This window comes from Streptomyces sp. AF1A, assembly GCF_047340315.1.
Lineage (GTDB): Bacteria > Actinomycetota > Actinomycetes > Streptomycetales > Streptomycetaceae > Streptomyces.
In genome coordinates, this window is the sequence record NZ_JBLEBI010000077.1 from 1 (window position 1) to 12,501 (window position 12,501).

A 12,501-nucleotide genomic window follows, 5' to 3' on the forward strand; every position below is an offset into this window, starting at 1 on the left:
CCCGCCCGCTGCCCCGGTCCCGGCCCACGACCCTCCGCATCCCCTCCCTCGGTGTCGACGCCCCGGTCGTCGGCATCCGGCTCGACCGGGACCGGCGGCTTCAGACACCGCCGGTCGACCGGCCGAAGGTGGTCGGCTGGTACGAGGGCGGCCCCACGCCGGGCGAGTCCGGCACCGCGATCGCCGTGGGCCACCGCGACACCAGGACCGGACCGGCCGTGTTCGCCGCGCTCGGCCAGCTCAAGCCCGGCAACCTGATCGAGGCGAAGCGCGCCGACGGCCGCACCGCCGTCTACACCGTGGACCGGGTGAAGGTCTTCGACAAGTCCGGCTTCCCCGACGAGGAGGTGTACGGCCGGGCCTCGCGCCCGGAGCTGCGCGTGCTCACCTGCGGCGGCCTGTTCAGCCGGCGCACGGGCTACACGAGCAACGTGGTGGTCTTCGCCCATCTGACCGCCACGAAGTGACCGGCCCTTCCCCGCCGGGGCACATTCCGTTAACTTCCGTGACCCACAGGCCCCGTGCGACCCGCGCGGGGCTCAGGACCACGGAGCAGCGGCGCTCCGCACAGCGCCCGGGGCGGCAGTCATGACACGCGCCATCGCACTGCACGACGTGAGCAAGTCCTACGCACGCGGCCCGCGCGTGGTCGACCGGCTCTCGCTGGACATCGCGCCCGGCGAGTTCCTGGTGCTGCTGGGGCCGTCCGGCTGCGGGAAGTCCACCGTGCTGCGGATGATCGCCGGACTGGAGGACATCGACGAGGGCGAGCTGCTGCTGGACGGCGAGTACGCCAACGGCTGGCGGCCCTGCGACCGGGGCATGGCCATGGTCTTCCAGAACTTCGCCCTCTACTCCAACATGAGCAGCCGGGACAACATCGGCTTCCCGCTGCGCATCGAGTCCCCCGGCGCCGACCCCGGCCCGCGCGTCAACGCCACCGCCCGCCTGCTCGGCATAGAGGACCTGCTCGACCGCTTCCCCAGCCAGCTCTCCGGTGGGGAGCGCCAACGGGTGGCGATGGGCCGGGCGATCGCCCGGCACCCCACCGCGTTCCTGATGGACGAGCCGCTGTCCAACCTCGACGCCAAGCTCCGCAACCACCTGCGGGCCGAGATGTCGCGGCTCGTGCGGGAACTGGGCGTCACCACGGTGTACGTCACCCACGACCAGGCCGAGGCGATGTCCCTCGGCGACCGGGTGGCCGTGCTGCGCGGCGGCGTGCTCCAGCAGGTCGGCACGCCGCGCCAGGTCTACGCACTGCCCCGCAACGTCTTCGTCGCCGCCTTCATCGGCATCCCGCGCATCAACCTGCTGCGGGGCCTGGTCCGCGCGCCGCTGGACGGCGCCATGACCATCAGCCTCGGCAAGCAGGCGCTGCGCCTGCCCGAACCCCTCAGCCTGGACCACCGGCTGCTGCGGGTGCAGCAGGGCCGCGGGGTCATCGTCGGGCTGCGCTCCGAGGCCGTGCGCATCGCCGAGCACCGCTCGGCCCGGCCGGGCGAGGTCCCGATCACCGGCCTGGTCGAGCACGTCGAGTTCCAGGGGCACGAGACGCTGGTGCACTTCAACACCGGCTCCCGGCCCGCCCTCGTACCCGAACTGGAGGCCCCGCGCCCGGCCGGGCGGCCCGCCCGGCGGCGCCGCCGGGCGGGACCGACCGTGCTGGACCGGCTGCGGGGGCGGGTGGGCTCGCGGCGGGCCGGGCCGGTGGCCGTCCTGGAGCATCCCGTCGACGCCGAGCCCGCGCCGCCGGAGGGCCGGCTGCCCGGCGACCTGGTGGTGCGCACCACCCCCGACATCCGGCTGGAGCACGGCATGCAGGTGCCGCTCCTCGTGGACCTCGCCCACCTCTTCGTCTTCGACCGCCAGGGCGACCGCATCTGCCCGTCCCCCGACCGGCTGCCCGACCTGGACGCGTGAGCGCCCGCCGCGGCGGCCATGATGTCCGGGAACGTCTGGCGCCGGAAAACTATCACCGCTAGTTTGTGTGCCGGACGACGCAGCCCCGCCGGGAGGAAGCAGCATGAAGGCACACGACGGCCTGTACATCGACGGCGCCTGGCGCCCCGCCGGGACGGCGGACGTGATCGAGGTCGTGAACCCGGCCGACGAGGAGGTCATCGCCCGGGTCCCGGCCGGCGGCGCGGCGGACGTGGACCACGCCGTCCGCGCGGCCCGCGCCGCCCTCCCCGGCTGGGCCGCCACGCCCCCGGCCGTGCGCGCGGAACGCCTGGCCGCCCTCCGGGACGTCCTCGCGGCCCGCAAGGACGAGATCGCCGAGACGGTCACCGCCGAACTGGGCTCGCCGCGGGCCTTCTCCGAGGCCGTGCACGCGGCCGTGCCCATCGCGGTCGCCGGCTCCTACGCCGAGCTGGCCGCGGCCCACCTCTTCGAGGAGAAGGTCGGCAACTCCACCGTCCTGCACGAGCCCGTCGGAGTGGTCGGCGCGATCACCCCCTGGAACTACCCGCTCCACCAGATCGTGGCCAAGGCCGCCCCGGCGCTCGCCGCGGGCTGCACGATCGTCCTCAAGCCCGCCGAGGACACCCCCCTCACGGCTCAGCTCTTCGCCGAGGCGGTGCACGAGGCCGGCGTGCCGGCAGGCGTGTTCAACCTGGTCACCGGCCTCGGCCCGGTCGCCGGGCAGGCCCTCGCGGAGCACCCGGACGTGGACCTGGTCTCCTTCACCGGCTCCACGGCCGTCGGCCGGCGGATCGGCGCGGTGGCCGGCGCCGCCGTGAAGAAGGTCGCCCTGGAACTGGGCGGCAAGTCCGCCAACGTCATCCTGCCGAGCGCCGACCTCGCCAAGGCGGTCAATGTCGGCGTCGCCAACGTGATGTCCAACTCCGGGCAGACGTGCAGCGCCTGGACCCGCATGCTGGTCCACCGCGACCGGTACGACGAGGCCGTCGCGCTGGCCGCCGCCGCGGCCGCCAAGTACGGCGAGCGCATCGGTCCGGTCGTCAGCGTCAAGCAGCAGGCACGGGTGCGCGGTTACATCGAGAAGGGCATCGCCGAGGGCGCCCGGCTGGTTGCGGGCGGTCCCGAATCCCCCCGGGAGAAGGGCTACTTCGTCAGCCCGACCGTCTTCGCGGACGTGACGCCCGAGATGACGATCGCGCAGGAGGAGATCTTCGGCCCGGTCCTGTCCGTCCTCCGCTACGAGGACGAGGAGGACGCCCTGCGCATCGCCAACGGCACGGTGTACGGCCTCGCCGGCGCCGTCTGGGCGGGAGACGAGGCCGAGGCGGTGGCCTTCGCCCGGCGCATGGACACCGGACAGGTCGACATCAACGGCGGCCGGTTCAACCCCCTCGCCCCCTTCGGCGGCTACAAGCAGTCCGGGGTCGGCCGGGAGCTCGGCGCGCACGGACTCGCCGAGTACCTGCAGACCAAGTCCCTCCAGTTCTGAGGAGTCCGCGAGCCATGGCCGTACGAGCCGCTGTCCTGCCCGCCATCGGCGCCCCCCTGGAGATCACCGGCATCGAGCTGCCCGACCCGGGCCCCGGCCAGGTCCGGGTCCGCCTCGCCGCCGCCGGGGTGTGCCACTCCGACCTGTCCCTGTCCAACGGCACCATGCGCGTGCCCGTCCCGGCGGTCCTCGGCCACGAGGGCGCGGGCACGGTCGTGGCCGTGGGGGAGGGCGTCACCCATGTCTCACCCGGTGCGCCCGTGGTCCTCAACTGGGCGCCGTCCTGCGGCACCTGCCACGCCTGCACGCTGGGCGAGGTCTGGCTGTGCGCCAACGCCCTCAACGGCGCCGCCGCCGTCCACGCCCGCGCGGCCGACGGCACCGAACTCCACCCCGGCCTGAACGTGGCCGCGTTCGCCGAGGAGACGGTGGTCTCCGCCTCCTGCGTGCTGCCGCTGCCGGACGGCGTCCCGCTCACCGACGCGGCCCTGCTCGGCTGCGCCGTCCTCACCGGCTACGGCGCCGTGCACCACTCGGCGCAGGTCCGGCCCGGCGAGACGGTCGCCGTGTTCGGGGTCGGCGGAGTCGGCCTCGCCACCCTCCAGTCGGCCCGCATCGCGGGCGCGTCCCGGATCGTCGCGGTCGACGTCTCCCCGGAGAAGGAGGAGCTGGCCCGCGTGGCCGGCGCCACCGACTACGTCCTCGCCTCCGACACCACCCCGCGCGAGATCCGCGCCCTCACGGACAAGCAGGGCGTCGACGTCTCCGTGGAGTGCGTGGGCCGCGCGGTCAGCATCCGCGCCGCCTGGGAGTCCACCCGCCGGGGCGGCCGTACGACCGTCGTCGGCATCGGCGGCAAGGACCAGGAGGTCACCTTCAACGCGCTGGAGATCTTCCACTGGGGCCGCACCCTGTCCGGCTGCGTCTACGGCAACACCGACCCGGCCCGCGATCTGCCGGTGCTCGCCGGACACGTCCGCGAGGGCCGCATGGACCTGTCGGCCCTGGTCACCGAGCGGATCGGTCTGGAGGGCATCCCGGCCGCCTTCGAGAACATGCTCGCGGGCAGGGGCGGCCGGGCGCTGGTGGTCTTCTGACCGCTCAGGTGACCTGCTCGGGTCGCGGCTCGGGGCGCGGCTCCTGGCCGGCCGCGACCCGCACCGTCCGCCCGGCGCGGGCCCGGGACCGGGACACCGCCACACCGGCGAGGCACAGCACCCCGCCCACCAGCGTCAGCGCGCCCGGCACCTCGCCCAGCACCAGCCACGACATCAGCACCACCAGCGCGGGCACGGCGTACGTCGTCGCGCCCATCCGGCTGGCGGTGGTGCGGGCGAGGGCGTAGGCCCACGTGGTGAACGCCAGCGCGGTGGGGAAGACGCCCAGGTACACCATGTCCAGGGTGGCCGACGCGGGCGCGCGGGAGACCTCGTGCACCAGCTGCCCGGCGAACGGCAGACAGGCCAGCGCGCCGACCAGGCACCCGAAGGTCGTCACCTGCAGGGCACTGGCCCGCCCCAGCGCGGGCTTCTGCGCGACGACCCCGCAGGCGTAGGCGCCGGCCGCGAGCAGGCACAGCACCACGCCGAGCAGCGAGGACCCGCCCCCGCCCGACATCGACAGCCCCACGGTCACCGCGCCCGCGAAGGAGACGGCCATCCCGGCCAGCAGCCTCGGCGGCATCGGGTCACCGAGCAGCCGGGCGCCGAGCAGGGCGATCAGCAGCGGGCCGACGTTCACCACGAGCGCGGCCGTGCCCGCGTCCACCCGCTGCTCGCCCCAGTTCAGGGCGACCATGTAGAACCCGAACCACAGCACCCCGGACAGCAGGATCCCGCGCCAGGCGCCTCTCGGCGGCAGCCCCTCCCGGCGTATGGCCGAGAGCGCCCCCAGGGCCAGGGCGCCGGAGCCCAGCCGCCCCAGCGCGAGCGCGCCCGGGGAGTAGTCGGCCCCCGCACTCCGGATCGCCACGAAGGCGGAGGCCCACAGGACGACGGTCACGCAGGCGGCGCCGGCGGGGAGAAGGCGGTGGCGTGGTGCGGGGTTCATCATGCTCCCGAGACTAGGTACGGGCCGCGGGCCCGGCTGGCGGAAATCGGACGGTGTGCCTGTGCGGCGGTGAGCCGTGAAGGGGGTGCGGAGCACCGCGACGCACGCGCACCCGGCAGATCACCGGACACCCCGCTCAGGTGGCCGCATCAGCACAGCTCCTGCGGCGGGATGCCCAGCAACGACGACAGGGCCCGCCGACCCGACGGAGTCACCCGCACCGCGCGCTCCGAGCCGATCCGCTCGCACCACCCCGCATCCAGCGCATGCCGGCACAGCGCGGCCCCCGCCGCCCCCGCGAGGTGCGGACGCCGTTCGGTCCAGTCGAGGCAGGCGCGGGCCGGTGGACGCCGGCCCGAGAGGTCGAGGGGAATGCCCGCGGCGCCGAACCACTCCAGGCCCGCCTCCGTGAGGGCGAACCCCGTGTCCTGCCGCAGCAGTCCGCGCAGGGTCAGTGCCTCGGTGACGACGATCCCCAGCCGCCCGGCGAGATGGTCGTAGCAGGTGCGGCCGCGGGCCATCGCGGACCCGGCGCTCGACTCGCGCAGGGTACGCGGGGGCCGCCGTACCGCCGCCGGGGGCACCTGTGCGGCGAGATCCTCCACGAGCTGGGCCGCGCGGGCGTCGGCCAGCCGGACGTAGCGGTGCCTGCCCTGCCGTTCCTCGGCGAGCAGTCCGCCGACCACCAGCTTGCCGAGGTGCTCGCTCAGGGTGGACGCGGCGACCCCGGCGTGCCGGGCCAGCTCGCCGGCCGTCCAGGCCCGCCCGTCCAGCAGCGCCAGCAGACATGCGGCCCGGGTCTCGTCGGCGACCAGAGCGGCCAGCGAGGCGAGGCCCGCGGCCTGGGGATCCTTCGTACTCATGGCGTCCAGCATGCGCCGAGGACGTTTCGGCGTGCACCGAAGCATCGCTACACGCTCAGCCGCATCCGCTCGTACTGCTGGGCCAGCCCGTCCAGGAGCGCGGTGAGCCCGGTCTCGAAGGCCCGCTCGTCGATCTTCTCCTGCTGCTCGGCGAGCAGGTGCGCCTGGCCGAGATGGGGGTAGTCGGCGGGGTCGTACGCGCTCGCGTCGTCCACGAAGCCCCCGGCGAACGAGCCCAGTGCGGAGCCCATGATGAAGTACCGCATCAGCGCGCCGATCGAGGTGGCCTGCGCCGGCGGCCAGCCGGCGTCGACCATCGCGCCGTACGCGGCGTCCGCCACCCGCAGGGCGGCGGGGCGGCGGCCGGGGCCGCGGGCGAGCACCGGGACGATGTTCGGGTGGTCGCGCAGGGCGGCCCGGTAGGAGACGGCCCAGTCGTGCAGCGCCGTCCGCCAGTCCCGGCCGTCCTCGAACATCGACAGGTCCACCAGGGCGCTCACCGAGTCGGCGACCGCCTCCAGGATCTCGTCCTTGGTGCGGAAGTGGTTGTAGAGCGAGGGCCCGCTGACGCCCAGTTCGGCGGCGAGCCGGCGGGTGGAGACGGCTGCCAGGCCCTCCCGGTCCACGAGGTCCCGGGCCGTCTCGACGATCCGGTCGGTGCTGAGGAGGGGCTTGCGTGGTCGGGCCATGGCGCACATAGTAGGGCTGCGGCTGGAAACTAGCAGTGCTAATTTAAATGTACGGCTTTCAAGGTCCGGCGGCACATCCGTCTCGTGAGAGGTGATCTCGTGGTGAACCTGGGTCTCAGTGAGGAGCAGAGCGCCGTCCGGCGGCTCGCCCGGGACTTCGTGGAGCGGGAGATCGCCCCGCACGTGGTCGCCTGGGACCGGGCCGAGGAGGTCGACCGGGGCATCGTGAAGAAGCTCGGCGAGGTCGGCTTCCTCGGGCTGACCGTCGCCGAGGAGTACGGCGGCTCCGGCGGTGACCACCTGTCGTACTGCCTGGTCACCGAGGAGCTGGGGCGCGGGGACTCGTCCGTCCGCGGCATCGTGTCCGTGTCCCTGGGGCTCGTCGCCAAGACGATCGCCGCCTGGGGGAGCGAGGAGCAGAAGCGGCGCTGGCTGCCGGGGCTGACCGCGGGCGAGTACGTGGGCTGCTTCGGCCTCACCGAGCCGGGCACCGGCTCCGACGCGGGCAACCTCACCACCCGTGCCGTGCGCGACGGCGACGACTACGTCGTCAACGGCACCAAGATGTTCATCACCAACGGCACCTGGGCCGATGTGGTGCTGCTCTTCGCCCGCTCCACCGACGCCCCCGGCCACAAGGGCGTGTCGGCCTTCCTGGTGCCCACCGACACGCCCGGCCTGAGCCGCCGCACGATCCACGGCAAGCTCGGCCTGCGCGGCCAGGCCACCGCCGAACTCGTCCTCGAGGACGTCCGCGTGCCCGCCTCGGCCATGCTGGGCGAGGAGGGCAAGGGCTTCTCCGTCGCCATGTCGGCGCTGGCCAAGGGCCGGATGTCGGTGGCCGCGGGCTGCGTCGGCATAGCCCAGGCCGCGCTGGACGCGGCCGTGAAGTACGCCGGTGAGCGCGAGCAGTTCGGCCGGTCCATCGCCCACCACCAGCTGGTGCAGGAGCTGATCAGCGACATCGCCGTCGACGTGGACGCCGCCCGGCTGCTGACCTGGCGGGTCGCCGACCTGATCGACCGCGGCGAGCCGTTCGCCGTCGAGTCCTCCAAGGCCAAGCTGTTCGCCTCCGAGGCCGCCGTCCGCGCCGCCAACAACGCCCTCCAGGTCTTCGGCGGTTACGGCTACATCGACGAGTACCCGGCCGGGAAGCTGCTGCGCGACGCCCGCGTGATGACCCTCTACGAGGGCACCAGCCAGATCCAGAAGCTGCTCATCGGCCGTTCGCTCACCGGGGTTTCGGCGTTCTGAGTAGCCGGTCTGAGTAGGTGCGCGGATGTGGTCCGGCCCACATCCGCCGATGCTCTGTCCCATGAGTGAGACACCGGTCAAGCAGCAGAGCACGGCCGCCTTCTACGGTCAGGCCGTCGCGTCCTTCGCGGTCGCCATGGCGGCCACCGCCATCGGCATCTACCAGCTGAGCGCCGACGCCTGGGTGCGGGCGTTCCTGGCGATCGCCGTCCTCTACCTCGTCACGTCCGCCTTCACCCTCGCCAAGGTGGTCCGGGACCGCCAGGAGGCCGGGCAGATCGTCAGCCGGGTCGACCAGGCCCGGCTGGAGAAGCTGCTCGCCGAGCACGATCCGTTCGAGAAGCTCTGAACGGCCTCGCTAAGCGAGCGCTCACCGTCGGCGGTATGGTGGTGCTCCTGTCACCGAGAGGGGCCAATCAGCGATGAGTACGGCGGAGGAGACGGCCGGCGGCGAGGTCGAGCCGTGGGACGAGGTCACCCCTGACGCGGCCCGGCGGCTGCTCGTCGCCGCCGTGGAGGCCTTCGCCGAGCGCGGCTACCACGCGACGACGACCCGTGACATCGCGGGTCGCGCCGGCATGAGCCCGGCCGCGCTCTACATCCACTACAAGACCAAGGAGGAGCTGCTCCACCGGATCAGCCGGATCGGGCACGACAAGGCCCTCGACATCCTGCGCACGGCGGCCCGCCGCGAGGGCAGCGCCCGGGAGCGGCTCGCCGACGCCGTCAGCTCCTTCGTCCGCTGGCACGCGGGGCGGCGCACCACCGCGCGGATCGTGCAGTACGAGCTCGACGCGCTCGGCCCCGAGGCCCGCGCCGAGATCGTCGCGCTGCGCCGCCAGGTGGACGCCGAGGTGCGCGGGATCATCGAGGACGGCGTGGCCGCGGGCGAGTTCGACGTGGCCGACGTGCAGGGCACCACGCTCGCGGTGCTGTCGCTGTGCATCGACGTGGCGCGCTGGTTCAACGTGGACGGGCCGCGCACCCCCGAGGAGGTCGGCGAGCTCTACGCCGGCCTGGTGCTGCGAATGGTCGGGGCCGCGTAGGCCCCGGCCGCTCGCGTCCGGGCCTACAGGTAGTAGCGGGACACCGACTCCGCGACGCACACCGGCTTGTCGCCGCCCTCCCGCTCCACGCTGAACGCGACCGTCACCTGGACACCGCCGCCGACGTCCTCGACGCCGGTGATCCTCCCGGTGGCGCGCAGCCGGGAGCCGACGGGGACGGGGGCGGGGAAACGGACCTTGTTGGTCCCGTAGTTCACGCCCATCTTCACGCCCTCGACCCGGATCAGCTGCGGGCCGAAGAGCGGCAGCAGCGAGAGCGTGAGATAGCCGTGCGCGATGGTCGTGCCGAAGGGTCCGGCGGCGGCCTTCTCCGGGTCCACGTGAATCCACTGGTGATCCCCGGTCGCGTCGGCGAACAGGTCGATCCGCTTCTGGTCGATCTCCAGCCAGTCGGTGTGTCCCAGCTGCTCTCCCACGGCGGCCTTCAGCTCGTCGGGGGAGGTGAAGGTCCTCGGTTCTGCCATGATCCCGGCCTCTCGCTCGTGTCTCTAAGCAACTGCTTAGCATGGTCGGGTGCGGGGGCGATGTCAACGGATGGCGGTCCCGGCCGCTGGGTAGTCTCTGACGGGTGCCCCAGATTCCCGAGAAGATCCACGAGCTGACCGTCGGCCAGTTGTCCGCCCGCAGCGGTGCCGCCGTCTCCGCCCTGCACTTCTACGAGGCCAAGGGCCTGATCACCAGCCGTCGCACCAGCGGCAACCAGCGCCGTTACGGGCGCGACACGCTCCGCCGGGTCGCCTTCATCCGTGCGGCCCAGCGGGTCGGCATCCCGCTGGCCACCATCCGGGAGGCGCTGGCCGAGCTGCCCGAGGAGCGGACGCCGACCCGGGAGGACTGGGCGCGGCTGTCCGAGGCGTGGCGCTCGGAGCTGGACGAGCGCATCAAACAGCTCAACCGCCTCCGCGACCACCTCACCGACTGCATCGGCTGCGGTTGCCTGTCCCTGGACACGTGTGTCCTGTCCAACCCGGACGACGTCTTCGGCGAGCGGCGGGTGGGTTCCCGTCTGATGGTCGAGAAGGAGTAGGCGGCCTCGCCCGGTCCCGGCACAGGGCCGCCCACGTCCCTCCTCGCGCCCGGTCACTCGTACTCGGTGCCCCCCTTGCGGGTCAGATACGCCGGGCTGACCGCCTTGGCGATCGCCCGGCCCCCGGTCACCGGGCTGTACCGCTCCTGCGCGGGCCGTATCACCACCCCCTCCCGCAGATGCAGCTCCCGCCCCGACACCGTCTCCCGGCCGCTCGCGAACTCCAGCACGCGGCCGATGTCGTACGGCCCCTCGTACAGCCGGGGCACCACCGGCAGCTCCCCGTCCAGCAGGGCGGCCGTGTCCAGCCAGCGCACGGCACCGTCGATCTCCGCCGAGACGTCGAACGCCGCGTAGCCGAGCGTGTCCCGCCGGCCGTCCGCGCCGTACGTCAGGTCCTGCACCCCGGCGCCGAAGACCTCCCCGAAGATCCCGACCCGCCGGGCCCCGAGCCGCTCGGCCAGCCGGGCCGCCACCTCGGCGACCCCGTGGCCGCGCACGGCCCGCCAGTACAGGTTGCGCGGATCCTCCTTCAACGCCAGGGACTTGGCGCCGAAGCCCTTGGAGGACACGTACGCCCGGTCCTCCTCGGCGGCGTACGTCAGCAGGCACGCCGAACCGTGCAGCTTCTCCGTCAGGACCACCGGTTCGCCCGGAGGGAAGATGTCCGGACAGCGCTGGATGTTCTCGATGTCGACCCAGGGCAGCAGGTCGGGCGCCGGCTCCACGTCCCCGCTCATCGTCGGCGGGATCGGCGGCACCCACTTGGTGATCCCCAGCCGCTCGGAGAAGTCGGTCCGCTCCGCCGCGGCCCGCACCAGGTCGACGCCGGCCAGCGCCTTCGGCCGGCACACGATGCCCTGCGACAGCTCACCGCGCAGCCGAACCGCCTTGACCCGGTCGGCGGCGGACCCCGCCAGCCGCCCGGTCAGCCCCAGCTCCTCGATCAGCCCCGGCGGCAGCACGGCCTGCTCGGGGATGTACACCGCGGCCTCGCCGGTCCGGTAGGCGCCCTTGGCGACGACGGCGCGGTACAGACCCACCTGGGCCAACTCCAGCGCGTCGGCGTTCGGATGCTCATGGACGGTCAGCAGCTCGGCGGTCACCCGCAGCGTGGACATGGGACTCCCCGTGTTCATGGGTTCGTTTTCCTCACCCCCACTCTCCGGACGGCAATCGGCTGGATCCAATGGATTTGCCCCTGCTAGCGTCGACCCCTTCGGCCGGCGGCGTCGCCGCGCGCGGAGTACCGAACGGGGGAGCCCGACGACAGGCGGTCCGGGGCGGCGAACTCCAGTCCTGGCTCGCCCGGCACGCCGCCGGCCGGCTGCGGGCGCGGGGCGAGGAGGACCTGGCCAGGCGTGCCGAACTGGTCGGCCTCCGCTACGACGAGCGCTGGGACGATCCGTACTGGAGCAGTCCCTCCGCCACCAACTGAGCGTTGGACCGCGCCGGTCGGCCGTCCGGGAGGAACAGGGTGTCCTCCAGGCCGATGCGGGTCGCCAGGCCCAGGCGGCCGGCCAGTCTCAGCACCGGCCAGGCGGCGGCCTCCTCGCCGTGCAGCAGGACCGGGCGGCCGTGGGCCTCACCGAGTTCGGCCAGCAGGGCGCGCGCGGTGGCCTCGGCGGTCGCGGGGTCCGGATCCGTCACCTCGGCCCGTACGCGCAGCACCCTCGGGGCGAGCGGGGAGGCCCTGAACCGGGCCGCCGCGCCGGTGCCCGACCGGATGCCCGCCTCGATGCCCACGCCCAGGGCCAGCAGGTGCCCGGCGACCGCTTCCGCGCCCGGCTCGTGCCAGTTGACCGAGGCGACGTCGGGCAGCACCGTCCAGGCGCGCACCCGGGCGAGCCGGGTAGTCGGATCGGGCTCCGCCCAGGCGCCCGTCGTCACACCGATCGGCACCGTCACCCGCGCCCGTATCGCCTCGAGCGTCGGCGCGAGCACGCGCGGGGAGAGACTGTCGTGCCCGCACGGGGTCCTGGGGTGGACATGGACCTCCACGGCCCCGGCCGCGACGGCTTCCGCGGCCGAACGGGCCATGTCCTGCGGCGACATGGGCACGACCGGACCGTCGTCGGCCGCCCGCCGCCCGTTCAGACACACCTGCACCATTTTGCGCCCATGACGATCCGGGATT

The 12,501-nt window shown here is 73.5% G+C and carries 15 protein-coding genes; 9 read left to right on the top strand and 6 right to left on the bottom strand.

The genetic code is table 11. The annotated features are described in order from the left end of the window. From ACLU3S_RS20765 to ACLU3S_RS20780, 4 genes are all read left to right on the top strand, one after another. On the top strand, positions 1-467 hold a 467-nt coding region (locus tag ACLU3S_RS20765), incomplete at its 5' end, for a class F sortase (RefSeq protein ID WP_413953408.1). A 121-nt stretch (positions 468-588) separates the two neighbouring features. After that, positions 589-1,923, top strand: a complete 1,335-nt coding sequence (locus ACLU3S_RS20770) for an ABC transporter ATP-binding protein (RefSeq protein ID WP_413953409.1) — start codon at positions 589-591, stop codon at positions 1,921-1,923. A 103-nt stretch (positions 1,924-2,026) separates the two neighbouring features. Continuing rightward, a complete protein-coding gene (locus tag ACLU3S_RS20775; RefSeq protein WP_413953410.1) occupies positions 2,027-3,415 on the top strand; it encodes an aldehyde dehydrogenase family protein in 1,389 nt (462 codons plus the stop codon). 14 nt (positions 3,416-3,429) lie between these two features. Beyond that, positions 3,430-4,512 carry a Zn-dependent alcohol dehydrogenase gene (locus ACLU3S_RS20780; protein ID WP_413953411.1) on the top strand — a complete coding sequence of 361 codons (1,083 nt, stop codon included), beginning with the start codon at positions 3,430-3,432 and terminating at the stop codon, positions 4,510-4,512. Positions 4,513-4,516: 4 nt separating this feature from the next. On the opposite strand, the gene ACLU3S_RS20785 is transcribed toward ACLU3S_RS20780, so the two are convergent. The 3 genes from ACLU3S_RS20785 to ACLU3S_RS20795 all read right to left on the bottom strand — a co-directional run bounded on the left by ACLU3S_RS20785 (position 4,517) and on the right by ACLU3S_RS20795 (position 7,016). Beyond that, the gene (locus ACLU3S_RS20785; RefSeq protein ID WP_413953412.1) at positions 4,517-5,467 is read right to left on the bottom strand and encodes a DMT family transporter; all 951 of its coding nucleotides are present in this window, start codon (positions 5,465-5,467) and stop codon (positions 4,517-4,519) included. 146 nt (positions 5,468-5,613) lie between these two features. After that, positions 5,614-6,327: an ArsR/SmtB family transcription factor gene (locus ACLU3S_RS20790; RefSeq protein ID WP_413953413.1), complete on the bottom strand. Its 714-nt coding sequence runs from the start codon at positions 6,325-6,327 to the stop codon at positions 5,614-5,616. 47 nt (positions 6,328-6,374) lie between these two features. Next, complete coding sequence (locus ACLU3S_RS20795; RefSeq protein ID WP_413953414.1) at positions 6,375-7,016, bottom strand: TetR/AcrR family transcriptional regulator; 642 nt, start codon at positions 7,014-7,016, stop codon at positions 6,375-6,377. Between the two features lie 102 nt (positions 7,017-7,118). Here ACLU3S_RS20795 and ACLU3S_RS20800 point away from each other — a divergent pair, with 102 nt between their 5' ends. The 3 genes from ACLU3S_RS20800 (at position 7,119) to ACLU3S_RS20810 (ending at position 9,316) form a co-directional block, all read left to right on the top strand. Further along, positions 7,119-8,270, top strand: coding sequence for an acyl-CoA dehydrogenase family protein (locus tag ACLU3S_RS20800; protein ID WP_413953436.1), 1,152 nt, complete (start codon positions 7,119-7,121; stop codon positions 8,268-8,270). Between the two features lie 61 nt (positions 8,271-8,331). Continuing rightward, a complete protein-coding gene (locus tag ACLU3S_RS20805) occupies positions 8,332-8,619 on the top strand; it encodes a YiaA/YiaB family inner membrane protein (RefSeq protein ID WP_413953415.1) in 288 nt (95 codons plus the stop codon). 73 nt (positions 8,620-8,692) lie between these two features. Beyond that, entirely contained in the window at positions 8,693-9,316 is a 624-nt protein-coding gene (locus ACLU3S_RS20810) for a TetR/AcrR family transcriptional regulator (protein WP_413953416.1), read from the top strand. A gap of 23 nt (positions 9,317-9,339) precedes the next feature. On the opposite strand, the gene ACLU3S_RS20815 is transcribed toward ACLU3S_RS20810, so the two are convergent. Then, positions 9,340-9,801 carry a MaoC family dehydratase gene (locus ACLU3S_RS20815; RefSeq protein WP_413953417.1) on the bottom strand — a complete coding sequence of 154 codons (462 nt, stop codon included), beginning with the start codon at positions 9,799-9,801 and terminating at the stop codon, positions 9,340-9,342. Positions 9,802-9,905: 104 nt separating this feature from the next. Here ACLU3S_RS20815 and soxR point away from each other — a divergent pair, with 104 nt between their 5' ends. Beyond that, positions 9,906-10,364, top strand: coding sequence for a redox-sensitive transcriptional activator SoxR (soxR, locus tag ACLU3S_RS20820; protein ID WP_413953418.1), 459 nt, complete (start codon positions 9,906-9,908; stop codon positions 10,362-10,364). A gap of 53 nt (positions 10,365-10,417) precedes the next feature. Here the strand turns inward: soxR and ACLU3S_RS20825 are convergent, their stop codons facing one another. Next, a complete protein-coding gene (locus ACLU3S_RS20825) occupies positions 10,418-11,485 on the bottom strand; it encodes an RNA ligase (ATP) (protein ID WP_413953437.1) in 1,068 nt (355 codons plus the stop codon). A gap of 68 nt (positions 11,486-11,553) precedes the next feature. Between ACLU3S_RS20825 and ACLU3S_RS20830 the strand changes: the two genes are divergently transcribed. Next, on the top strand, positions 11,554-11,802 hold the full coding sequence (locus tag ACLU3S_RS20830) for a hypothetical protein (RefSeq protein ID WP_413953419.1): 249 nt from the start codon (positions 11,554-11,556) through the stop codon (positions 11,800-11,802). On the opposite strand, the gene ACLU3S_RS20835 is transcribed toward ACLU3S_RS20830, so the two are convergent. Continuing rightward, entirely contained in the window at positions 11,748-12,476 is a 729-nt protein-coding gene (locus ACLU3S_RS20835) for a 3-keto-5-aminohexanoate cleavage protein (RefSeq protein ID WP_413953420.1), read from the bottom strand. The two genes, ACLU3S_RS20830 and ACLU3S_RS20835, sit on opposite strands and share 55 nt — an antisense overlap. Between the last annotated feature and the right edge of the window lie 25 nt (positions 12,477-12,501).

Excerpts from the sequence above, each read along its gene's own strand:
- ACLU3S_RS20770 (WP_413953409.1), top strand. The coding sequence starts at position 589 with ATGACACGCGCCATCGCACTGCACGACGTGAGCAAGTCCTACGCACGC.
- ACLU3S_RS20775 (WP_413953410.1), top strand. The coding sequence starts at position 2,027 with ATGAAGGCACACGACGGCCTGTACATCGACGGCGCCTGGCGCCCCGCC.
- ACLU3S_RS20780 (WP_413953411.1), top strand. The coding sequence starts at position 3,430 with ATGGCCGTACGAGCCGCTGTCCTGCCCGCCATCGGCGCCCCCCTGGAG.
- ACLU3S_RS20785 (WP_413953412.1), bottom strand. The coding sequence starts at position 5,467 with ATGATGAACCCCGCACCACGCCACCGCCTTCTCCCCGCCGGCGCCGCC.
- ACLU3S_RS20790 (WP_413953413.1), bottom strand. The coding sequence starts at position 6,327 with ATGAGTACGAAGGATCCCCAGGCCGCGGGCCTCGCCTCGCTGGCCGCT.
- ACLU3S_RS20795 (WP_413953414.1), bottom strand. The coding sequence starts at position 7,016 with ATGGCCCGACCACGCAAGCCCCTCCTCAGCACCGACCGGATCGTCGAG.
- ACLU3S_RS20805 (WP_413953415.1), top strand. The coding sequence starts at position 8,332 with ATGAGTGAGACACCGGTCAAGCAGCAGAGCACGGCCGCCTTCTACGGT.
- ACLU3S_RS20810 (WP_413953416.1), top strand. The coding sequence starts at position 8,693 with ATGAGTACGGCGGAGGAGACGGCCGGCGGCGAGGTCGAGCCGTGGGAC.
- ACLU3S_RS20815 (WP_413953417.1), bottom strand. The coding sequence starts at position 9,801 with ATGGCAGAACCGAGGACCTTCACCTCCCCCGACGAGCTGAAGGCCGCC.
- ACLU3S_RS20825 (WP_413953437.1), bottom strand. The coding sequence starts at position 11,485 with ATGTCCACGCTGCGGGTGACCGCCGAGCTGCTGACCGTCCATGAGCAT.
- ACLU3S_RS20830 (WP_413953419.1), top strand. The coding sequence starts at position 11,554 with ATGGATTTGCCCCTGCTAGCGTCGACCCCTTCGGCCGGCGGCGTCGCC.
- ACLU3S_RS20835 (WP_413953420.1), bottom strand. The coding sequence starts at position 12,476 with ATGGTGCAGGTGTGTCTGAACGGGCGGCGGGCGGCCGACGACGGTCCG.